Origin of the sequence: Hymenobacter radiodurans, from assembly GCF_004355185.1 — a bacterium.
Classification (GTDB): domain Bacteria; phylum Bacteroidota; class Bacteroidia; order Cytophagales; family Hymenobacteraceae; genus Hymenobacter; species Hymenobacter radiodurans.
In genome coordinates, this window is the sequence record NZ_CP037922.1 from 4353997 (window position 1) to 4376374 (window position 22378).

Here is a 22378-nt window from a genome sequence, read left to right on the forward strand (position 1 = left end):
TTAGCTCCAGGAGCAGTCTCATTTAGTTACCAGGTATCTAACTATTTATTTTGCGTAAGACGCCGACAAATCCTTCGCTACCTGACGGATAGCGTTTGTGATGCTGTCGTCGAGCTTACCTGCTTTCAGCGCTTGTAACGCCTCAGGATGACGGGTTTGCATAACTTGGCGGAACTCAATCTCGAAGGCGCGAACCTTCTCAACGGGCACATTGTCTAGCAAGCCATTGGTAGCAGCATAGATAATGGCTACCTGATCTTCCACCTTGACAGGCGAGAACTGAGGCTGCTTCAGAATCTCCAAGTTGCGACGGCCACGCTCAATCGTGAGCTTAGTAGAAGCATCGAGGTCGGAACCGAACTTGGCGAAAGCCTCTAGTTCACGGAACTGGGCTTGGTCCAGCTTCAGCGTACCGGCAACTTTCTTCATCGACTTGATCTGAGCGTTACCTCCTACGCGCGACACCGATATACCCACGTTAATAGCAGGACGCACACCGGAGTTGAACAAGTTGGTTTCCAAGAAGATCTGGCCGTCTGTAATCGAGATTACGTTGGTCGGGATATAGGCTGATACGTCACCAGCTTGAGTCTCGATCAGGGGAAGAGCTGTCAGTGAACCACCGCCTTTTACCAGGTGCTTAATGCTCTCAGGTAAGTCGTTCATGTCGCGGGCGATAGTGTCGGAAGCATTAATCTTCGCGGCACGCTCCAGCAAACGGCTATGCAGATAGAATACGTCACCAGGATATGCCTCGCGGCCTGGAGGACGACGTAGCAGCAACGACACCTCACGGTAAGCCACAGCTTGCTTTGATAAGTCATCATATACAACCAGTGCTGGGCGACCAGTATCGCGGAAGAACTCACCGATAGCAGCACCTGTGAAGGGAGCAAAGAACTGCATCGGAGCTGGGTCAGAAGCCGAAGCCGCAACAACCACTGTATAGTCCATAGCGCCACCGCGCTGCAGAGCGTTTACTACCTGAGCAACCGTAGAAGCCTTCTGACCTACGGCTACATAAATGCAGAATACGGGCTCACCACGCTCGAAGAACTCGCGCTGATTCAGAATAGCGTCAAGAGCAACGGTAGACTTTCCCGTCTGACGGTCACCGATGATCAATTCACGCTGGCCACGGCCAATCGGAATCATGGCGTCGATAGCCTTGATACCCGTTTGCAGTGGCTCGTTTACTGGCTGACGGTAGATAACACCGGGAGCTTTGCGCTCTAAGGGCATTTCATACAGTTCACCAGCAATTGGACCACGACCGTCGATGGGCTGACCGAGTGTGTTTACCACACGGCCAATAATGCCTTCACCTACTTTGATGGAGGCAATTTTATTTGTGCGGCGTACCGTAGCTCCCTCACGAATATCGCTGTAGTCGCCGAGCATTACGGCACCTACGTTGTCTTCTTCAAGGTTAAGAACTAGGGCTTGCAGGCCGTTTTCAAATTCTAGCAATTCCCCCGACTGGGCATTGCCCAGTCCGTAGATGCGGGCTACACCGTCGCCCACCTGCAGCACCGTGCCGACTTCTTCAAGTTCGGCTGCGGTCTTGAAATTGGACAACTGCTCCCGCAGGATGGCGGATACTTCATCCGGACGTACTTCTGCCATGATGCTGAGTTATAGTTGGGGTTGGTAGGGGTTCTGAGAGAACTCGCCGCGCAGCTTGCGCAAGCGGTTGCGCACCGAGTCATCAATTTGCTGATCACCCACGCGCAGCACGAAACCGCCAATGAGTGATTCGTCAACTTTCTCGGTAAGCGTAATGCTCTGGAGGCCGGTTTGACGGCGTACCAGTTGGGTTACTTCCTCGCGCAATGCGGGAGTCAGGGGCTGAGCCGTTGTGACTTGGGCCACCTGAATACCGCGGAGGGTTTCGTATTGACTCTGAAACTCAGTAGCTACCCATTCCAAGGCACTTTCGCGGTTGTGCTGCGTGATGATGGTGAAAAACTTCTCCGTCACCTCCGACACTTTGCCACCGAAAATGGCGCGCAGAATAGCTAACTTCTTGTCGTGCTTCACAATAGGGTTACGCAGCAAGAGACGCAAGTCACGGTTCTGCTCCAAAGTTTTGGCAAACAGATCCATATCTTCCTTTACCTGCGGCAGATTGCCCCGCTCCTGGGCCAAGTCTAGCATAGACTTAGCATAGCGGGAAGCAGCTCGTTGTTCAGACATTTTTTGTAAAAGTTTGAAACTGGCATTTTAGAGCTTGAAGCAAGATTACCATTTGGTATAATCCCTTCTAGCTCTTCGTTACCCGCTTCTTTAGTTGAGCTTTACGTCTTTCAGGTACGAGTCTACGAGTTGCTGCTGGGAGCTACTGTCGGCTAGTTCGCGACGCAAAATGCGCTCAGCAATATCAATAGAAAGCTGAGCAGCCGTGTTTTTCACTTCAGCCAGTGCAGCGTTTTTCTCGTTCTGAATGGCTTCGCGGGCCTGCACGATCATGCGGCCGCCTTCTTCATTCGCCTTCGTCTTGGCTTGCTCGATCAACTGGTTAGCCATTTGAGTGGCTTCCTGCATGATCTTGTCACGCTCTTGGCGAGCTTCAGTCAGCAGCTTTTCGTTGCCGGCTTTCAACTGTTGCATCTCTAGCTTGGCTTGGTCAGCCATGCGTAGGGCGCTTTCAATAGAATCTTCCCGCTCTTTAAGGGAGGCAAGAATGGGACGCCAAGCAAACTTGGCCAGCAAAAGCAGCACCAAGCCAAAAATCACCAACTGCCAGAAGATCAGACCTAATTCGGGGGTTACTAAGGGAGGCATAAAGCGGTAGTTAGTATGGGGTAATCAGTATGTAATTGGTAGTTAGTGCTGCTCAATAAATACTGGCAGCACCTCAGATGCAGTGGGTGGATTCTATATTCAGTGCCAACTACCAGCTACTAAATACTCACTACTAAAAAGCCAAGTCAGCCCGCCGCGCCGTGCGCCGAAGCGACGCGCAGCGGGCTGCTTAGGCGGGTGCCCCTATCTCTAGAGGTTGAAGGAAATCAGCAAGCAGACTACGACTGCAAACAGACCCAGACCTTCGATCAGAGCCGCTACAATCAACATAGCAGTTTGGATGCGACCTGCAGCTTCGGGCTGACGGCCAATGGCTTCCATGGCGCTACCACCGATGCGGCCGATACCCAGACCAACACCAAGAGCAACCAGACCGGCACCGATACCGGCACCCATTACGGCTAGACCAACCGAATTGGAAACGTCACTGACAGCCTGCAAAAACAGAGAAAGAAGCATAAAACAGAAATTAGAGGGAAGTGAAAAACGAAAAAATCAGGGTGAGAAATATATACTGAATGACTTAGTGACCGTGCGCTGGAGTAGCGGAGTTGTCGCCACCAATCTGCAGATCAGCATCGTGGTGATGCTCCTCTACGGCACCGCCGATATACATGGCAGTTAGTAGCGTGAAGATGTAGGCTTGCAAAATAGCAACTAGCAGTTCCAGCATATTGATAAACAAGCCAAAAGCCAAGGTAACGGGGCTAATCAATACGCTTTGAAAGATGAAAATCAAGCTAATAAAGCTCAGAATCACGATGTGGCCGGCTGTGATGTTAGCAAACAGACGAACCATAAGCGAAAATGGTTTTACCACCACACCGATAAGCTCTACTGGAATCATGATGGGCAGCAAAGCCTTTGGTACACCAGGGGTAGCAAAAATATGAGCCCAGTAATTCTTGTTGGAGCTAAATAAGGTAATAAGCAACGTCAGCACTGCCAAGGTCAGGGTGACGGCGATGTTGCCGGTGAGGTTAGCAGCACCTGGCAGCAGACCTAGCAAGTTGCTGAACCAGATAAAGAAGAACACTGTGAGTAAATACGGCATGTAACGCTCGTACTTAGGCCCGATGGCTTTTTTGCCTACTTCATCGCGAATAAAGATGATGATCGGCTCGAAAAAGGACTGAACACCCTTAGGAGCACCGCCTTTATTCTTCTTATAACGGCCAGCTACCGTAAAGAAAATGCCTAGTAACAGCGCTGCGCTCAACATCAGCGAGGCAACATTCTTAGTAATAGAGAAGTCGTAAACTTTACCGCCATCTTCGGCGATAAGGTGCTCATGCTCCAGCTTCAGGCCATTGTATGTTTTGCCCTCAGCAAGTTGAGACGAAAAGAATACGCTTAAACCTTTGCCAGGCTGAAAAGCTATAATTGGCAGCGGAATAGTGAAGTGAATGCCGTGCTCTTTCTCGTCGCCAAGAGTAGCAAAATGCCATTCGTGGGCATCGCCAATGTGGTGCAGAATCATCTCGCCGGGGCTGAAGGCTTCCGAGTCGGTAGCTTCTTCAACAGTGGGCGCGTGCTCTTGGGCAAAAACGGGAAGCGAAAGAATGCAAAAGAGAGCTATCAGTAAACGCTTCATTCAGAGTAATTTAGGTGGGAGCAGGATATTGGACTAACCCTGTTTTGAAAACGGGCGCAAGTTACTCAGGACGCTCCAGATTTCAAACCCGGCGAAGAGAAAATACAGGATAAAAAAGCCCCCCAGAAATGTCCAGAGCCCTGGCCGCTCTTGAGCACCGCCCTTATAAAGGAATACAAGCACCAACCCCACCGACAGTAGTAAGCGCACTACCATCGAACCAAAGTAGGCACCCATAAAATTGTCGGGGTTGGCCCGTATGAGCCGAGAAGTGACCCAATAGGTTATAAGCGTCAGGAGGGCGAAGAACCCAAATACGTAAATGGTGAGCGGATGAATGACTGCCGTCCCAAACTGAGTGGACAAAGCATAGAAAATACCCCCCAACAGCACACAGAAAATTAAAAACTGACGCAGAAAAATCATTATATGTTGGGTTATGCTTTATCGGTGATGCTTAGCAGTGAGGTACTATTCAATAGAAACAAGAATACTATGAGTCGCGGGTAAGGGAGCGAATAACTTGGTACATCGCTATAAATACACCAAGCAGCATCAGCACAATGGTATACCACGGCCGCTCATTCTGAAAACGCTCGTCGAGCGCAGTGCCAGCCCAAGCACTTAAGCCAATAATTGCCAACATCTGAAACCCTAACCCTGAATACTTAGCAAAAGCACGCAAGCGGTCCGGATTGGAGTTGTTGGGCTTATCAGGCGGGGGAACAGCGGCAGGCATCGTAAATAGTAGGATGGGGGGCAAAAGTATAACTTTTCAACACACAAATGCCGGTTGCAATTCCTTAGTATTGTGGAGTTATGAAAAGGAGGCAGGGAAAAAGCCGTAATTTTACCCGAAGCTATACGTTGAGAAGAAAATGCCTTCCAGCCTTGTCGAACGAATCGGCCGCTGGGACGCGTTAAACAGCCAACCCACCGCTCTGATTTGCTTTCTATTTTGACTACTTCTCCGCTCTTACGGTTGTTTTCAATCCCGATGGCTTTGCTGCTGTTGGTAATGAGTATGAGTGCTTGTTCCTCGGAGCGCAAATCAGTGGTGGGCCGCACCTATCAGAATATTGTGGCACGGGATAACGGCTATTTTCTTGCTCGCGAGAAGATGCGCGCCACGGAGGCGACGCTGTACGCCGCTCGAATCAACGACTACAACCGTTTCCTGCCCCTCTTCCCTACTCTCGACGACGCGACCGTGACCAAAATAACGGCCGACCTCGACGATATTATAAAAAAAGCCTCTCTGCCCCTTCAATATCAACCCGGTAGTACTTGGACGGATGACAGCTACCTCGTTATTGGGAAAGCACGCTATTATAAGAAGGAGTACGCAGAAGCAGCCAAGACATTCCGTTATATCAACGGCAGCAGCGAAGACGCCACGGTGAAGCAAGAAGCCTTGATCTGGCTTATGCGTACATATCTGGCACTCAAGGAATATGATAATGCTGCCGCGGTATCTGATGTGCTGGATAAGGAAGAAGGCCGTGAGAGTACTGCCCGCGAGTTGTTTCTGACCCGCGCAGAGTATCATTTGCTGACCGGTAATCCGAAGCTGGCCACGGAGAATCTGAACAAGGCCATCCCATATATCAAACCCAAAAACGAGCGCTCACGCACCCGCTACATTCTAGCACAGCTATATCAGGCTCAGGGGCAGGATAAGGAGGCGTATGCTGAGCTAAACCAGATTCTGAAGCGCAATCCGCCTTATGAGCTGGATTTTTATTCCAAGCTGCTGCTAGGCCAGGTCTCCGATTTGAATACCGATAGGGCGCGGCTAGATAAGTATTTTGTGAAGCTGCTCAAGGATCCCAATAATAAGGAGTACCGCGACAAGGTACTGTATGAGATGGCGCGGCTCGACTACCGCCAGCAGCGCTACCCCGAGGCTTTGGCCCTCGTACAGCAGTCATTGCGCGTGCCTACGCCTAATCGAGTACAGAAATCGTACACCTATCTGCTGGCGGGTCGTATTTATTATGAGAACCTACAACGGTATCAGCTAGCGGCAGCTTATTACGATAGCGCAGTCCAAAATTTGCCCCCCACGGCACCCGAGTATGCAGCTACGGCTGAGCGAGCTCAGATTCTGCAGGAGTTTGCTAAGCAAATTACCATCATTGAAACACAGGACAGCTTGCAAGCCTTAGCGCGGCTAGATACTGCCGCGCTACGCACGCGCCTTAGTGAATATGCTAAAGTAGAAATTGCTTCTCGGCAACAGCAAGCCGAACGCCTAGCCGCCGCCGATAAAGCCCAAGAAGTACGTCAGCAGCAGGCACAAGCCTATACCGGCGTCAGCGAAACCCGGGCGGGGAACCCTGACATTGATCCGGCGACATTCGCTACTACCAACACGGGTGCCCAATGGTACTTCGACAATCCGGCGGCGCTTAGCACGGCCCGGTCTGAGTTCCAGCGGCGTTGGGGTAATCGACAGCTCCAAGACAATTGGCGGGTCAGCAGCCAGGTTAGCGGAGCCCTTGCTACCAATTCGAGCGGGGCCGGACCGGCTACCAACCCCGGTGCTGCCGGAAGTGGGGTCAACCCTGCCAATGGCGCTGCTCCCGCTGGGGCCAATGATGCTGCGGCATTTGAGCGTGGCTTAGTAGCCCAATACCGACAGAATATTCCGCTTACCGCGCCGCAGCTCCAAGCGTCGCAGAAGCAAATGGAAGAGGCCTTATTCGCGCTGGGGGGCATTTATAACCAGCAGCTACGAGAGCCCGCCCGCGCCGCCGAAACCTATGATAAGCTCATAGCAGGCTACCCCAATAGCACCCATCTGCCCGAAGTATATTACAGCCTCTATCTGATTTATAAAGATCAGAATGACCCCAAGGCCGAAGTATATAGCCAGCGGCTGCGCGAGTCGTTTCCTAATTCATCCTACGCCCGCCTCGTTGGCGATCCAGAATATTTGCGACGCACCTCGCAGGCGAATGCACAGGTAGGCATCTTGGTAGATTCGGCATTTGTGCTTTATAAAAAGCAAGACTTTAAAAAGTCTGCTGACCTGCTCGACCAGGTAAAGCGCCGATACCCGGATAACGCCTTGAACGATCGGGTAGCTTTCCTCAATACCCTGCTTACAATCCGTACCCAACCGCCACTATCGGCCCAGGCAGCGGTAGAAAAGTTTTACAAGGATTATCCGAGCAGTACATTGGCTCCACAAGCGGCCATTTTGCTGAAGTCGTATCAGGATTATAAGGCTGGCAGCATTAACGGCGCATTAGCCTCCACAGAAAAGCCCCCCATATCCGCTTTTCGACCTGGTGAGATAGATACTCGGCGGCGCGTAGCAACAACATCTGAAAATCGGCCGGTAGTCCCTGTCAATCGAGTGCCAGCTCCACCGGTTTCCGCTCCTAGCCCAGCTTCAACCGTCAATCCAACTCCTGCTAAACAACCCGCTACGGTGGTTACCAAGCCAGCCGAAAAGGGTGGTACGGCCAAACCTGCTGCTTCTGCAACAGTTCCGGCCAAAGAAGTAACTGCTCAGCCGAATGCACCGACTCCAGCATTATCGCCGGGGGGCAAATCTACGCCTCCCTCTGCTGAGCCGGCGGCCACTCCTTACCTGAATAACCCGGCCACAGGGCATGCGGTAGTGCTCATCTTCCCTAAGGGAGCAGCACCCGTTGCTACCCTGCCGGCCGCTCTTGCCACTTATAATAACCGCTTTTATAGAGCCAATAACTTGCAAGTACAGCCCACTGCGCTCGGCGATTCAGTGGAATTGGTAGTAGTACAAACATTGCCGGTCCAAAAAGCGGCGCAGAGCTACGCCCTCAAACTGCGCGGGCCGCAGTCGCCGCTAAGCCGATTACGGGGTGCGGGTTACCAAATCCTAGTTATCGGTATTGATAATCTCCCTTTGCTACTTCAAAATAAGGATTTAGCTGAGTATCAACGCTTCTACGAAAGAGAAATCAAGAATTGATAATTGCCAGTGCCAGATGAGTCAGCGCACCTTGGACTCTATACCACTCAATACCCTTCCTGATTTCGCGTTCCTAGCTTATAATCTCCCTAAAGAATGGCTATTCCTGCCACCAAAACCAAAGTTCAGCCACGTAAGCCCCAACGGTCAGGGCGCTTCACGGGCCTTACGCGCACACTATGGATGCTTTTTGGCTTCGGGCTAATTGGCTTCGTCGTGTATGTGATGGCCGTGAGTGTCAATTTTATGAACCTGTTTGGGCGAATGCCCAATCTTAAAACGCTGGAAAACCCCAAGAGTGAGCTCGCCTCCGAGATCTACTCGGCCGACGGCGTGCTGATGGGCAAGTATTTCCGCGAAAACCGCACGCCAGTTGGCTACGATGAGTTGCCTCAAAACTTGATTGATGGCCTGATTGCTACCGAAGACGTTCGTTTTGAGAGCCACTCAGGCATCGATTTGAAAGGCCTGTTCGCTGTTCCTTATTATTATGTCGCGGGGCGCATTCGGCGGGGATCGAGCACACTTACGCAGCAGGTAGCAAAGGTGCTGTTCCGCACCCGCGCCGACCTTAATGATGGCACTCTTAGCCACGTACCCGGCCTGCGCATGCTTATCATCAAGACCAAAGAATGGATAATGGCCATTCGGCTGGAGCGCAACTATACCAAGCGCGAAATCATGACGATGTACTTGAATATCAACGAGTACGGATCGAACGCCTTTGGTATTAATGTCGCTGCTAAGACCTTTTTTAATAAGCAGCCCAAAAACCTCACGCTGGAGGAATCAGCTCTTTTGGTGGGCGTACTTAATGCACCTTCGTATTTCAGCCCGGTGGAGCATCCTGAGCGAGCCAAAAGCCGCCGTAACTGGGTGCTGAGTCAGATGCTGAAATATGGCTACATCGATCAGGCTTCGCACGCGGCAGCGACTGCTAAACCTATTGCACTGACTTATAATGTTGAAAATGCCAATAAGGGTATTGCGCCTTATTTCCGTCGGGAAGTCAGCAAAGCACTGTTGCAATGGAGCCGTGAAACTGACCACGACCTCTACGCCGACGGCCTGAAGATTTATACCACCATCGATTCGCGGATGCAGAAGTATGCCGAATCAGCCGTGGCGGAGCATATGAAGCAACAACAGAAGGTGTTTGCCCAGCATTGGAAAGGCCAGCAGCCATGGCGTGATGAAACGGGCCGCTTGATTCCGAACTTCCTGCAGACTGCAATCAAACGCACGGAGCGTTATAAATCCCTGAACACGCGCTTTGAAGGCAACAAGGACTCTATCAACTACTATCTGAATAAGAAGTATAAGATGATGGTGTTCAGCTGGCAAGGCGAGAAGGAAATGACGATGTCACCGTTAGATTCATTGGCGTACTATAAGCGCTACCTGCAGGCCGGCTTTATGGCTATGAACCCGCTGAATGGTCAGATTAAAGCGTGGGTAGGAGGTACCAACTTTAAGTACTTCAAATACGACCACGTAAAGCAAGGTACACGGCAACCGGGTTCCACATTCAAGCCGATTGTATACACTGCGGCTATCGATCAAGGCTATTCACCGTGCTATCAGGTACAGGACTTGGCCATCACCTTCCCCGCGGAAGCTGGCCGGCCGGCCTACACGCCGCGCAACTTTGAGGGGGGTATTCTGGTCGCACCTTCACAATCCGGCAGGCAATGGCCCGCTCGATGAACTCGATTACGGCCTTCCTAGTGCAGAAGCTAGGTCCCGAAACCATTGTTGCTTACGCCAAGCGCTTGGGTATTACCTCCCCTATCGAAGCTGTACCGGCTGTCGGTTTCGGCTCTAGCGATGTGAGTATATATGAGTTGTGTGGAGCTTACGGCACCTTTGTAAATAAAGGAGTTTGGACTTCACCCATGATGGTGACGCGGATTGAAGACAAGAATGGTAACGTATTGCGCGAATTTGTCCCCCAGACCCGTGAGGCCCTAAGTGAAGAAACCGCTTACCTAATGACGCACATGCTACAAGCCTCGACCACCGAGCGCGGCGGCACCTCTACCATTCTTAAGACGGGCTTTAAGTTTCCGTATGAGATGGGGGGCAAAACTGGTACTACTTCGAACTACTCTGACGCCTGGTTTATGGGTATCACGCCCGACTTGGTTTGTGGCATGTGGGTGGGCGGCGAAGACCGGAGCATCCACTTCCGTAACGGTTCCAATGGCCAAGGGGCTCGGGCGGCGCTACCTATCTACGGCTTATTTATGCGCAAAGTATACGGCGATAAGAGCCTTGATGTAAGCAAAGGACCTTTCCCGAAGCCGGCGCAGCCGCTGAGCATTGAGATTGACTGTAGCCGTTATTATGGCGGCCAGCGCGATACTATTCCAGTAGATCAGAAGCTAAATCAAACCGATCTTGATATCCTTAACGGACAAGAGATTTAAGGAAGCGTAGTATATAGCCAACTGGCTTTTTAGAAAAACAAAATCGTGGCTGGTGTGCCGTACCAGCCACGATTTTGTTTTTCTACTGTCTTTGTGAGTTTTGGAAATTCCTCTGTACACCTTCGCGTTCTTTATTTGCGTACTTCTATCAGGACATTTATTCTGCGCCTAATTCCCACTATATGGCCGCCAAAGCCCATTTACAAGAGCAAATCCGTCAGCTTCCTCATCGTCCGGGTGTATACAAATACTTTGATGATGAAGGTATTATCTACGTTGGTAAAGCGGTTGACCTGCGCAAGCGCGTGAGCAGCTACTTTACCAAGCAAGATCACAACAAGAAGACTCAACAACTGGTCAAGAATATCAAGCGCATCGAGTTCACAATAGTAGACAGTGAATCCGACGCCTTCTTGCTTGAAAACAACCTCATCAAGCAGCATCAGCCTAAGTATAACATCCTGCTGAAAGACGGCAAGACGTATCCCTATTTATGCTTAACGAACGAGCGGTTTCCGCGCCTGATTCCTACGCGTAAGAAGATTAACGATGGCTCGCGCTATTATGGCCCATACGCCAACTTAACGGCTATGAACGTGATACTGGAGTTGATTCGGGCCTTGTACCCATTGCGTACCTGCACGTATAATCTCGCCCCGGAAAACGTTGCTGCCGGTAAGTTTAAAGTTTGTCTGGAGTATCACCTAGGCAACTGCAAAGGCCCTTGTGAAGGATTGCAGGATGAGGAAACATACAATCAATACATTCAGCAGATACGTAGCATGTTGAGCGGTAATCTTACTGTTCCCAAGGCTTATTTCCGGGAGCGCATGATGGCCGCCGCCCAGGAGCAACAATATGAGTTAGCCCACACCCTTAAGAAAAAGCTAGACCGCCTCGACGAATTCCAAGCAAAATCGACGGTAGTAAATGCTTCACTGTCGAATATCGATGTTTTCTCGATTGCGTCGAATGAGAAGAGTTCTTTCATCAATTATCTGAAAGTCATGAATGGCTCAATCATTCTGACGCAGTCGCTGGAAGTGCAGAAGAAGCTGGACGAGACCGACGAGGAAATTTTGCCCCCCTTAATCATGCAGATGCGGGAGGAGTTCGAGAGTGAATCGAAGGAGATTCTCACGAACGTTGCCCTGCCTCCTTTGCCGCTTCCTGGGGTTGTTGTATCCACCCCGCAAATTGGTGATAAGCGCAAGCTTTTAGAGTTGAGCATCAAGAATGTGCTCTATCTACGCAAGGAAAAGGAGAGCATGAATGACCGCTCCAAGGACTTGAATGAGGTTCGCATCATGGAGACCATAAAGAAGGATCTGCGCCTAACAGAGCTACCAAAGCACATTGAGTGCTTCGACAACTCTAATTTTCAGGGAGACAACCCTGTGGCGGCCATGGTTTGCTTTCGTAATGCTAAGCCTAGCAAGAAAGACTATCGGCATTACCACATCAAAACCGTCATCGGTCCCAACGACTTCGACTCTATGTACGAAGTCGTAACACGTCGCTATCGCCGGCTCGTGGATGAAGGAGCTTCCCTACCCCAATTAGTTATTGTAGATGGTGGCAAAGGTCAGCTTAGCATGGCTGTCAAAGCCCTGAAAGACCTCAATCTTTGGGGCCAGATTCCAGTGATAGGCATTGCCAAGCGCTTGGAGGAGATCTACGTTCCCAATGATCCATTACCGCTTTACATAGATAAGAAAAGTGAGTCGTTGCGCCTATTTCAACGTATGCGCGACGAGGTACACCGGTTCGGTATCACCTTTCACCGTAATCGACGGGATGCGGCAACGCTCAAAACCGAATTAACGGAGGTGAAAGGTCTCGGTCCAGCCACGGCCGAAAAGTTATTGAGCAAGTTTAAATCAGTTAAGAAGATTCGTGAGTTGAGCGAGGCTGAGTTAGTAGCAGAAATAGGCAAAGCGAAAGCGCGTGTTTTACTGACATATTTTGAGCAGCAAGAGCAGGCAACTGAATAAATCAATTGGTCATTACTTGAACTCAGCTAACAACAAAAAAGCCCCCCAGCGACGTCGCTGGGGGCTTTTTTGTTGTTAGCTGAAGCTTAAAAGCTCCACAAATTGTATTCGTACTCAATCAAGTCAGCAGCAGCTTGTTGCGAGGCTAGAATACCTTGCTGTTGGCTACCATAGATCTCATCCAGACGAGCATCGCTTGGGTTAGAAACTTGAACGATATACGAGTTAAACAACCATAGCTCAAATGCGTCGGCCAAGTTCTTGTGCTGAGCGTCATTCTGAGGGTTGAACCAGATAGCCTTATCAGGATTGTTACGGAACATCTTCACCAGATCACTGTACTTGAATGTGCCAATCTCTTTTTCAATGCCCGAGGTATTCGAGCTAAGAGTGGATGGCACCAACAACGTGATGGTTTTGATGTCATGATACATCCGCGACCGTTTCTTGTCGAAGATCATATCTTCCTTCAACTCCATTTGATACAGATCCTTGTAGCGATATTCGTAGCTAGCTGGTGCACCGGCTACGGCGGGAGCACTGGTTCCAGCGGCTGGTTTAGCCGCTGGAGCGCCCCAACCGTCGTCATTTGCGCCAGCATCTGCCTCAGTGAAGCCAGCAGCCTTTTCTTCGTCGCTAAGTTCATTAGCCGACTCAGCAAATGACATATTAGCTAAAACCTCAGCAGGCGTGAAAGTGCTTGTCAAAGAATCGTTGCGATAAGCCTGAATTTCACCGCGCTTTACTGCCTCAAGGATAACTTTACTGATTTCCTTGCCCTCGGAGAACATCGGCTTATTCTGCTTTTCACGCAAATCAACAGCCCGAGTTATCGTCTTACTGAACATAATGTCCGAGTTCGGGATAGGTCGGTGCGAGCCATTACTACTCGCAGTAGTGGATTGCTCCTGAGCCGAAGCTGTCAATGACAGTGTAAGGCCGGCGGCCAGAGCAGCGAATGAAAGGAATTTATTCATACCGTGATAAGCAATTAAAAGCGACGGTTAGTTCAGGAGAGAGCGACTAGACGAGCGGGATGTTGAACTGCTTCGACACCTTCACTTCTTCCTGCTGATTTTGGAAATTCAAACGGCGAACTTCCTTTACTTCGATGTACAGACGGTCGCCTTCACGAGCCGAGTTTACTACATCATTCAAGTTAGCATCTGGGCCATTGATAGTACGAGCTGGCATGGCTGGACGCTTACCACGAACCAATGTAATCTCATACTGTGTCACACGATAACGAGCATCTTCAGGCAAGAAAGTCTGGAAACCAGCATCTGGAATTGCCTTTAGGCTCATGTTGCGCACTGCAGTAATAGGTGTGCCTTGCTTCTCATTAGCCTCACGCCCGCCTACGATGCACTTAATTTCAGGCTTTGGAATGGGTCGCACTTCGAAGGTTTGCGAGCCAATAGCATTACCGTTGCTGCTTACGCTCAAGGTTACTTGCTTAGCATTTGGCACCAAGGTGATGTCACCAGTCTTAGAACCAGGAATCGCTTGTGCACCGGAAGCAGAGAAGCTTGGCTTGTACTGAGCACCCAAAGCAGGTACCTGTACATTTAGCTTGTTACCGCACTTGAAGTACAAAGCTTGTACTGAAGCAGATTGAATCTGCATTACAGGCTTCGTTACAGTATAGGAAACAGGCACTTTGAAAGTAGTATCGCGGCCATTCTGCTTGAAACGAACCGTGCCAATCCATTGCTTCTTAGCGTTACCGGCAGCATCAAATCCACCAGGAGTAGCTGTGAACTCTACCTTGCCTTTTCCGTCAGGACCCACTGGAATGGGTGTACCATTCATAGTCATGGTGGGTCGCAACGTGCTGGCAGAAGCCGTCAGGAACAACTCTGCTTTGTACTTAGTACCGGCAGCTACTGTGTTAGACTCAGCACTAGCAAATGCGCCTACTTTATCAAAAACGATGGTTTGGGCACCAACTTTTGCTCCTAGAGCGCTCAAGGCATCAGCCTCAAGCTTCAACACTTCCGTTTCTTTCTGAGAAAGCACAGCCAAAGCAGCTACTAATGGTGTATTCTCGAAGTTCAGCTCAGCGAAGTTTTTATTCTTCTGCTCTGGGTCGATCACCATTGGATCCTCTTTAGCATCAAGAGCCAGTGGAGCAGCATTAGGAACATACTGCTTAATATATTCTGAGTATTTATTCAACTCATCCTTCATAGGATAGGCTGCGCCGTTGCGGTTGCCACCTAACATTGTGATGGCTACTTTATCTTCGGCACTCATGTTCTTGTACTCATTTTTGCCTTTGGTATTCTCCGTCGACGTAACGAGTTTGTCACGAACATCACGCAGATATGCCACCATTTTGGCCGTCTGCTGGCGTACTTCTTCGCTTTGCTTTAGCACAGCTAGGTCACGTGCTTGGTTCTGATTTTTTTGGACGGTTGCAGCAATACCTTTTACTGTATTCGCATTAGCGGTGGAAGTCTTATCGTTGACACCCAGCAAGCTATCATCCAGAAATTTAAACTTCAGCAATATTGCTGAGTTGACTTGTAGGGCCAGAAGAGCAGTCAGTACCAAGTACATCATGCCGATCATCTTCTGCCGTGGAGTCTCTTTTGCTCCCGCCATTGTATTTTGCTAATCTATAACTGTGTGGACAGAACCCTTTTGGCTATGGTAGTATAAATACTAGCTAGTAGCGCGCATCGCGTTCAGCATATTGCCATAGACGCGGTTGAGGGAATGAAGATTGGTAGTAAGGCTAGTAACCTCTTGCTTGAACTGCTCTGTCTCCTTACCAGCCTCGGTAAGGTTTTCCATCGCCTGGCTCAACGTGCCATAGAACTTGTTCATAGATTTGAGGTGCGTGTTAGCATCCTGCAATTCCATTTCATAAACTGCATTCAGAGCTCCCAGGTTCTTGGTTACGTTCTGAACTTGTAGGTGATACTCCTTCGCATCAGAAGTAGCATCTGACATAGCAGCCATAGCCTCGGCTGTGTTTGCATAAGAAGCAGTGATACGCTCAAGCGACTGGGTGGCAGTACGCACTTTCGTGGTGTACTCTTCTGTAACGTTAGTAGCTTCACCTAGTGAAGACAATTGCTGCGTAGTGTTGCTCAAACGATTCAAGCCTTCGCCTAAGGAAGATATAGCAGCAGGAGTTACGTTAGCATCCTTCAGCATATCGTCTAATTTACGAGTCAGACCTGTGCTGTTATTATTAGTAGAGAAGCTAGGATCGCCAGTGGAAGGATCATAACCTTCAGCCAATTGAGGATATACGAGACCCCAATCGGGCTCCTTGGATGTAGGTTGGAAGGCACTAAGGAAGAATATCAGAGCTTCTGTACCTAGACCAACCATCAACATTATATCAGCACCTTTCCAGTGCAGAATTTTAAACAAAGCTCCAATGATTACGACCGCTGCCCCGATGCCATAAATCTTGGGCATGATCACATCAAAGAAGAAATTACCGCCTTTTGCTGCCATTTTAAGTAAGAATTGAAAAAAGTTGGTTGGAAAGGATGAAGAATGTATGAAAATGTAAATGAGATAGCGTTTAGTCAGCTTTAGTTCAACTGGCGGTTAGTTCCCATGCCAATTTGAATCATAGCAGTGCGGAATCCGATGTAGGAGCGGGCCGAATCCTGATACTCGAAATTGCGTGTTCCTGTCTCAAGGAAATAAGCAATGTCTTTCCAAGAACCGCCACGTACTACTTTGCGGGGCTCGTTATCATCAGGGTTAGTGGGGTTCATATCCCAAACCACTGGTACAGAAGCCTCCATGTATGCGTCGTCGCACCATTCGGCTACGTTGCCCGACATATCGTACAAACCGAAGTCATTAGGAAAGAAACTACCTACGGCTGAGGTGTAAGCATATCCATCGCTGGCATAGTCGCCACGACCTGGCTTAAAGTTGGCTAACATGCAACCCTTAGAGTTACGCAGATAAGGTCCACCCCAAGGATATGTAGCTAAATCGCGACCCCCACGAGCAGCATACTCCCATTCAGCTTCTGAAGGCAAACGAAAGTTAGGCGTTGGGGCTGAGCCAGCTTCCTCATTGGCCGCATTCTTATGCTTAGTGCGCCAGTTACAGAAATATTTAGCTGCAAACCAATCGACACCGACTACTGGGTAATCATCGAAAGCTGGATGAGTGTAGTAATACTCCATAAGCGGATCCCCCATATGATACGTGAAGTCACGTACCCATACTGTAGTATCCGGGTAGAGTTCCGTCATCACATATTCCTCACCCAACACATCAATTGAATCCTGCCGAATGGCATTCATGAACTGCCGATACTCGTTGTTGGTGATTTCGGTCTCATCCATGTAAAAGCCGGCTATTGTCACCTGCTTATTCATGTTGACCATAGAAGCTGATATATCCTGATCAGTCTGGCCCATATGGAATGTGCCTCCTGGGCAAGGAACCATACCGAAGGGCACTTCCTGCGGATTAAAATCTGGACGGTCCTCCGCTCCAACCAGGTCACCCTGCGGTCCTTTGCCAAAACCACAGCCTCCCATTAACAACGCTGAAAAAGCGACAAGAGGCAATTTGAGAAACTTATTCATGTGAAGTTTAAAAAGACTATTGGGCGGCGATACCAAAAGATTACAATTTTACAATTGGCAAACTTAGCAACTGATGTGACTATTAGCAAGGTTCGTGCCCGAGCTGAAGGCAACATTTAAATAGTAGATAAAGCTCCTACTCATATAATAAAAATAGAGCCAGAATGGGCATCCATTTTATAAAGTTGCTTTAACTCACTGAATACAAATAAATTTTCTAATTTTTTAGAAACTATACCGGGGCGTACGGATTGCAGGGCGAGTAGCAGGTCCCATTTTAGGTAAGCGATATGAGAGCATTATTTCATGTGAACTAAATGCCCTTGCATCTTGATTAAATGCAACTAAATCAAACGCATAACCCACGCGGAACGAGTTGCTTTCTGCAAAACTCATGCCTAGTTGACCAGTGAAAGATTCTCCGTAACGATACCCTACGCCCGCCCAGTATTTTTCCTGCAAAGTTGCCCGTGCTCCTACTTCAAAAGAGTTGTTGTCGAAAGTAAACTTATCATCATCACCAAACTCTCCTGGCAGAACCAATTTACCAATGACAGTGGGTGTTACAACAACGGAGGAACTAACCTCAATATTGTAACCCGCTGTTAAGTAAGCATGATTCTCTCCGATATACGATGCGGTTCGCTGGCTGCTCTCTGTCTGAAACTGATAGCGTGACCTCAACAGGTTATTAACACTTAGGCCCACATAAAATTTAGGAGCCTCATACCATATTCCTGCGCCTGCATCGATCTTACTATCAGAACTTTCAAAAGGCACACTCGGATCGTCTGCGTCATTTGCCCGATATGTACCCTTGCCTAAGTTATTGAAGATTCCTTGAGCGCCGATACCTAACAAGCCTTCTCCAAGCTTAAAATGTTTTGAATAAGATAGCGCCGCAGTCGTTACGCTGGCTTCTCCTATAGTATTGCGATAAATATTTACTCCTATACCACCACCTAAAATGCGAACAGGAGTAGAAGCGGATAACAAGAAGGTACGGTCATTACCCCCTGGATCAAAGGTTCCGCCGTAATTAAAGTACTGCTCCCGTACTATAGTTAAAACTTCCCCTTGTCCTTTAATTCCTGCATAAGCAGGGTTCAGAAACATGCCATTAAACCCGTAATGACTGAATTGAGGCTGCTGTTGGGCAACGACAGTGCCAGTGGCTGCTAAAAGCAGAACCATAGCACCTAGTATAGATCTCTTCATATAGGCACCCAATTTTAGCGCAGATTTCAAGTAGGACATAATACCCTACGTAACTGATTCCAAATCTATGGAAAAAAGTCTGCGCATCAAACGAGCTACCCACGGGGGTTAGTGCCTAAAAATGCCTCTGCTATTCTATTTTAAGCGTTTTGTTTATCGGTCTTATTCTTCTCTTTTCCGGCATCAGGTCCGTAGTGGTAACGGATATACTGCTCAATGGCACCTGTCATAGAAGGAGCATTGGGATGCGGAGCCTCAATATCCAACTCTAGGCCAGCATCAATCACAGCTTTGGCTGTAGTGGGGCCAAACGCGGCAATGCGAGTACCATTTTGCTCAAAGTCAGGAAAGTTGACGAATAGCGAACTGATTCCGGAGGGGCTGAAGAAAGCAATACAATCGTATTTTACATCCGTCAGATCCGAAAGATCACTAGCCACGGTACGGTAAATCACTGCCTCTGTAAACTTAAAGTTATTGGCCCTCATAAACTCTGGAAGATCATCCTTACGGATATCAGAGCAGGGATACAAAAACTTTTCGCTTTTATGCTTTTTGATTACATCAAACAAGTCAGATGCCGTACGCTGGCCCACAAAGAGCTTACGCTTACGCAGGACAATGTACTTCTGCAGGTAATTAGCAGTTTGCTCTGAAATGCAGAAATACTTCATCTCAGCAGGCATTTCCAGCTTTGCTTCTTGGCAAATACGGAAAAAATGATCTACTGCGTTACGGCTCGTAAAGATAACGGCTGTGTACTCAGCGATATTGATTTTATCCTTGCGAAAATCCTTGTAAGAGACTGGCTCTACTTGGATAAATTCCCGGAAATCGACCTTGATGCCATACTTATCAGCAATTGCGAAGTAGGGTGATACATCGCCCGTTGGTTTTGGCTGGGTGACAAGAATGCTGGAGATACGCTTGGCGTGTCGGCCCGTCCCCGGTTTGTCTTTGCTCTCGGCCATAGAGGGTGGGTGAATGGGTATTTTTGGAGCGATAAAAAAGTGTGCAAAACGCGGCTCTGCGGCCCGCGTTCAATAATATCAGTAAGTAAAAACGATCAACTTAAGCAATATGGTAAGAGGTATTACTTCTGTGGCGCAAAGGTACGAAAACAAATGTAAATTAAGGAGGGATGTCCGACTATGTAGAGTACGCGTAACCCGCAGCATTGTCCCGACCAACATCAAGGAAACCACCCCATTGGATATCCATAGTACTGTTTCAGGTAGGGTTTGATTGAGGGCTAGATAAAAGAGCATCACGATAGGTAAAAATAGACCCATGAATAGAATTGTGCGCACAAACTCACGGTACTGCACCATTACCAATGGAGTAACGTCGAAGATGTAGCCCATTAGCTCCAAAAAGAGGTATTTGCCAAATACAAATGCAGCTACTAAGGCAGCGTAGAGCAGAACTCGAACTACAATAGCGGACTCAGGCACATCGAACAGGCGACGCAGAATTACGATGCTCTGGATGTTGGTATGAATAGCAACTAGCAGCAAAGCGAAGGAGAGAGAGAACACAAATACCAGTAGCAGATTCAGCCAGGTGATGGTGGGTTTGGTCAGAAATGCCTCATCACTATTTGATTTACCAAGCAGCCTGTCGAACTGATAGATGCGGGCGAAGCCGGGTTGATACGCAGCTTTGATGCCTCCGTACAACAGCCCAATCAGTAATAAGAAGCACAGAAATACATTTTGCCCTTGGTGGCCTCTCACCCTAAGCTGGGCCTGATATGGTGTAGGCTCTACTTTTCCCTTTGCAATGATCGTCAGAGCAGGGGTATTGGCAAAGGAGGAAACGTCGGGAGAAACGGCAGGATGCCAGACACACAGTAGATGTAGGCCCGCAGGAGTACCGGGGGGCAAAAGTTTCTCTAGGTCGATTGAGTAAGAGGCGGGTGTGGCGGCCGTAAAAACGAGCCTGTTATCTAAAAAAAGACTTAAATCTTTGCGCGCAGTGAAAGTAATGGGCAACTTCTGGCCGGGCCGAATGCTTACCCATTGATAGTAAGCATTTGCTGGTGCGTGATAATCCGGGAGGTAAAGAATTAGCTGATTTCGGGGGGCGTCGAAGATGAGCCAATCGGTAGAAAGGCCGGTACGGGGGGCGGGAGGTAACAACTTGTATTCAGCAGCAGTAGCACTCAGCGACAATACTAGTAGCACCAGTTGCAGAAAAGCCCCCCAGCCCCTACTTCTACTTACATTTGCACCTCTGAATATCACCGGTTTAAGAAGCTACTCGCTGTTGCGCAGTGCGGCTACGATACACGCCCAAAAACACACTCAACAGCACTGAAAAGGCCACCAATACAACGATAAGGATTGTGTTGCCCAGCTCAGCGAAGTTGATCACAAATAAGATAACCACCAGATTTAATAAACCCAACAACATCACCGTACTAATTTGCTGGAAGCCCATAGCCAGAATGCGATGATGCACATGGTTCTTATCAGGCGAGAATGGCGAACGACCGGCCATCATGCGGATCAGGAAAACCCGTAGCGTATCAAAGAGGGGAACGAACAGGATGCCGACGGCCACTGATGGAGCGGAAGCGCCAAATGGCTGGCCTAATTGGGCACCCATTTCAATAAATTGGATAGTGAGAATGGAGACGATGAAGCCACATACGAGTGAGCCAGTATCGCCCATAAAAATGGTGGCTCGGTGGAAGTTATAGCGCAGGAAGCCTAAAATGCCCCCCAACACGCACACCGACACATACACGTAATTGCCAAATTCGGAGCCACCATACCGGTAGAAAAAATACCCAAGCGTTGTGACGATAATGCTAACAATTGTGCCTGCTAAGCCATCTAAGCCATCTATCAGATTAATGGCGTTGGTGATGCCCACTATGACTAGGAAAGTGAAGGCATAGCTGATTCCAATCGGCAACTCATGAATACCCAGAATCCCCTGAAAGCTTGTAATGCGCACATCGGCCATTACCATGACGATGCCGGTAGCAAGAAGCTGGCCCACAAACTTTTTAGTGACCGAAATGCTCACTAAGTCATCTTTCAAACCCACAAAGAACAGGACGATACAACCGGCCAGAAGCTGTTGAACACCGTTGTTGAGGTCGGCAAAGATGGTGAGAGCCGACATAAACCCCGCAAATACAGCTACGCCCCCCAAGCGGGGAGTAAGCGACTCATGCACGGTCCGCACGTTAGGCGTATCGAGCATGTTTTTGAGATGGGCAATATAAATGATGGAAGGTACCGCAAACAGTGCCACTAAAAAGGACCACAAAAACGACAACCCCAGCGTAATTCCAATGGCATTCATCACGTATTGGCTCAAAGATGAAGCAAACAACAGGATACGCTCCTGCTCATCTGCGCGTAAACTTTTACCCGTGCAGCACGCCTTCGCGGCCGAGCAGAGCAATAGGAATCAGGTTGGCAGACACAATAGAATCGGGCACGAAGATGAACTTCTTATCGAAGATCTGCGGGCCACGATAGTAGCTTACCCAATACTGATTATTGAGGTGAAACAAATCAGGGTCAATAGGTTCGACGGGTACGGTGCTCCGGGGCTCTACTTCCGCAAATACATGCCGCAAGGTTGAAGTCCGCACCTTTTCGCCGTCCTCTAGCGTGCCATAGCCATTGGAACTAATGATAACATTGCTCAATGGATAGTCATTATGGTTGAGCAGATACACTTGCCAACCAGGCTTTCCCGCTTCCGTAGCCGCGGCCTCATCAGGTACGATAGCTATGGAGACGCCTTCCACCGGATCAAAAATAATATCTTCTTTCATT

At 49.0% G+C, this 22378-nt stretch carries 18 protein-coding genes and 1 pseudogene; 3 read left to right on the forward strand and 16 right to left on the reverse strand.

What is annotated here, in order from left to right; translation table 11 throughout:
* Positions 1–45: 45 nt before the first annotated feature.
* The 7 genes from atpA to EPD59_RS19785 form a co-directional block, all read right to left on the reverse strand.
* The gene (atpA, locus tag EPD59_RS19755; RefSeq protein WP_133274279.1) at positions 46–1626 is read right to left on the reverse strand and encodes a F0F1 ATP synthase subunit alpha; all 1581 of its coding nucleotides are present in this window, start codon (positions 1624–1626) and stop codon (positions 46–48) included.
* 9 nt (positions 1627–1635) lie between these two features.
* On the reverse strand, positions 1636–2196 hold the full coding sequence (atpH, locus tag EPD59_RS19760; protein WP_133274280.1) for an ATP synthase F1 subunit delta: 561 nt from the start codon (positions 2194–2196) through the stop codon (positions 1636–1638).
* Positions 2197–2286: 90 nt separating this feature from the next.
* On the reverse strand, positions 2287–2784 hold the full coding sequence (locus EPD59_RS19765) for a F0F1 ATP synthase subunit B (protein ID WP_133274281.1): 498 nt from the start codon (positions 2782–2784) through the stop codon (positions 2287–2289).
* Between the two features lie 210 nt (positions 2785–2994).
* Positions 2995–3264, reverse strand: a complete 270-nt coding sequence (atpE, locus tag EPD59_RS19770; protein WP_084443863.1) for an ATP synthase F0 subunit C — start codon at positions 3262–3264, stop codon at positions 2995–2997.
* A 64-nt stretch (positions 3265–3328) separates the two neighbouring features.
* Entirely contained in the window at positions 3329–4399 is a 1071-nt protein-coding gene (atpB, locus tag EPD59_RS19775; protein ID WP_133274282.1) for a F0F1 ATP synthase subunit A, read from the reverse strand.
* Between the two features lie 33 nt (positions 4400–4432).
* Positions 4433–4765 (reverse strand): hypothetical protein, encoded by a 333-nt coding sequence (locus tag EPD59_RS19780; protein WP_133274283.1) that lies wholly within the window; start codon positions 4763–4765, stop codon positions 4433–4435.
* Between the two features lie 127 nt (positions 4766–4892).
* Positions 4893–5138 carry an AtpZ/AtpI family protein gene (locus tag EPD59_RS19785; RefSeq protein WP_133274284.1) on the reverse strand — a complete coding sequence of 82 codons (246 nt, stop codon included), beginning with the start codon at positions 5136–5138 and terminating at the stop codon, positions 4893–4895.
* Between the two features lie 219 nt (positions 5139–5357).
* Here EPD59_RS19785 and porW point away from each other — a divergent pair, with 219 nt between their 5' ends.
* The 3 genes and pseudogenes from porW to uvrC all read left to right on the forward strand — a co-directional run bounded on the left by porW (position 5358) and on the right by uvrC (position 12786).
* On the forward strand, positions 5358–8363 hold the full coding sequence (gene porW, locus EPD59_RS19790) for a type IX secretion system periplasmic lipoprotein PorW/SprE (protein WP_133274285.1): 3006 nt from the start codon (positions 5358–5360) through the stop codon (positions 8361–8363).
* Positions 8364–8546: 183 nt separating this feature from the next.
* Positions 8547–10792: pseudogene (locus EPD59_RS24295) on the forward strand (penicillin-binding protein 1A).
* A gap of 182 nt (positions 10793–10974) precedes the next feature.
* On the forward strand, positions 10975–12786 hold the full coding sequence (gene uvrC, locus EPD59_RS19800) for an excinuclease ABC subunit UvrC (protein WP_133274286.1): 1812 nt from the start codon (positions 10975–10977) through the stop codon (positions 12784–12786).
* A gap of 86 nt (positions 12787–12872) precedes the next feature.
* On the opposite strand, the gene porN is transcribed toward uvrC, so the two are convergent.
* From porN to EPD59_RS19845, 9 genes are all read right to left on the reverse strand, one after another.
* Positions 12873–13763, reverse strand: a complete 891-nt coding sequence (gene porN / locus EPD59_RS19805) for a type IX secretion system ring subunit PorN/GldN (RefSeq protein WP_133274287.1) — start codon at positions 13761–13763, stop codon at positions 12873–12875.
* 46 nt (positions 13764–13809) lie between these two features.
* On the reverse strand, positions 13810–15393 hold the full coding sequence (gene porM / locus EPD59_RS19810; protein ID WP_133274288.1) for a type IX secretion system motor protein PorM/GldM: 1584 nt from the start codon (positions 15391–15393) through the stop codon (positions 13810–13812).
* A gap of 60 nt (positions 15394–15453) precedes the next feature.
* Complete coding sequence (gene porL, locus EPD59_RS19815) at positions 15454–16260, reverse strand: type IX secretion system motor protein PorL/GldL (RefSeq protein ID WP_133274289.1); 807 nt, start codon at positions 16258–16260, stop codon at positions 15454–15456.
* Positions 16261–16340: 80 nt separating this feature from the next.
* Positions 16341–17360: a T9SS ring complex lipoprotein PorK/GldK gene (gene porK / locus EPD59_RS19820; protein ID WP_133274290.1), complete on the reverse strand. Its 1020-nt coding sequence runs from the start codon at positions 17358–17360 to the stop codon at positions 16341–16343.
* A gap of 225 nt (positions 17361–17585) precedes the next feature.
* Positions 17586–18617: a PorP/SprF family type IX secretion system membrane protein gene (locus tag EPD59_RS19825; RefSeq protein ID WP_240731518.1), complete on the reverse strand. Its 1032-nt coding sequence runs from the start codon at positions 18615–18617 to the stop codon at positions 17586–17588.
* Positions 18618–18718: 101 nt separating this feature from the next.
* Positions 18719–19549 (reverse strand): uroporphyrinogen-III synthase, encoded by an 831-nt coding sequence (locus EPD59_RS19830; protein WP_133274291.1) that lies wholly within the window; start codon positions 19547–19549, stop codon positions 18719–18721.
* 78 nt (positions 19550–19627) lie between these two features.
* Positions 19628–20764, reverse strand: a complete 1137-nt coding sequence (locus EPD59_RS19835; RefSeq protein ID WP_165963673.1) for a DUF4271 domain-containing protein — start codon at positions 20762–20764, stop codon at positions 19628–19630.
* Positions 20765–20828: 64 nt separating this feature from the next.
* Complete coding sequence (locus tag EPD59_RS19840) at positions 20829–21998, reverse strand: MraY family glycosyltransferase (protein WP_240731519.1); 1170 nt, start codon at positions 21996–21998, stop codon at positions 20829–20831.
* A complete protein-coding gene (locus EPD59_RS19845; RefSeq protein ID WP_133274293.1) occupies positions 21961–22377 on the reverse strand; it encodes a hypothetical protein in 417 nt (138 codons plus the stop codon). Before EPD59_RS19845 ends, EPD59_RS19840 begins: the two co-directional genes overlap by 38 nt.
* Position 22378 lies beyond the last annotated feature (1 nt).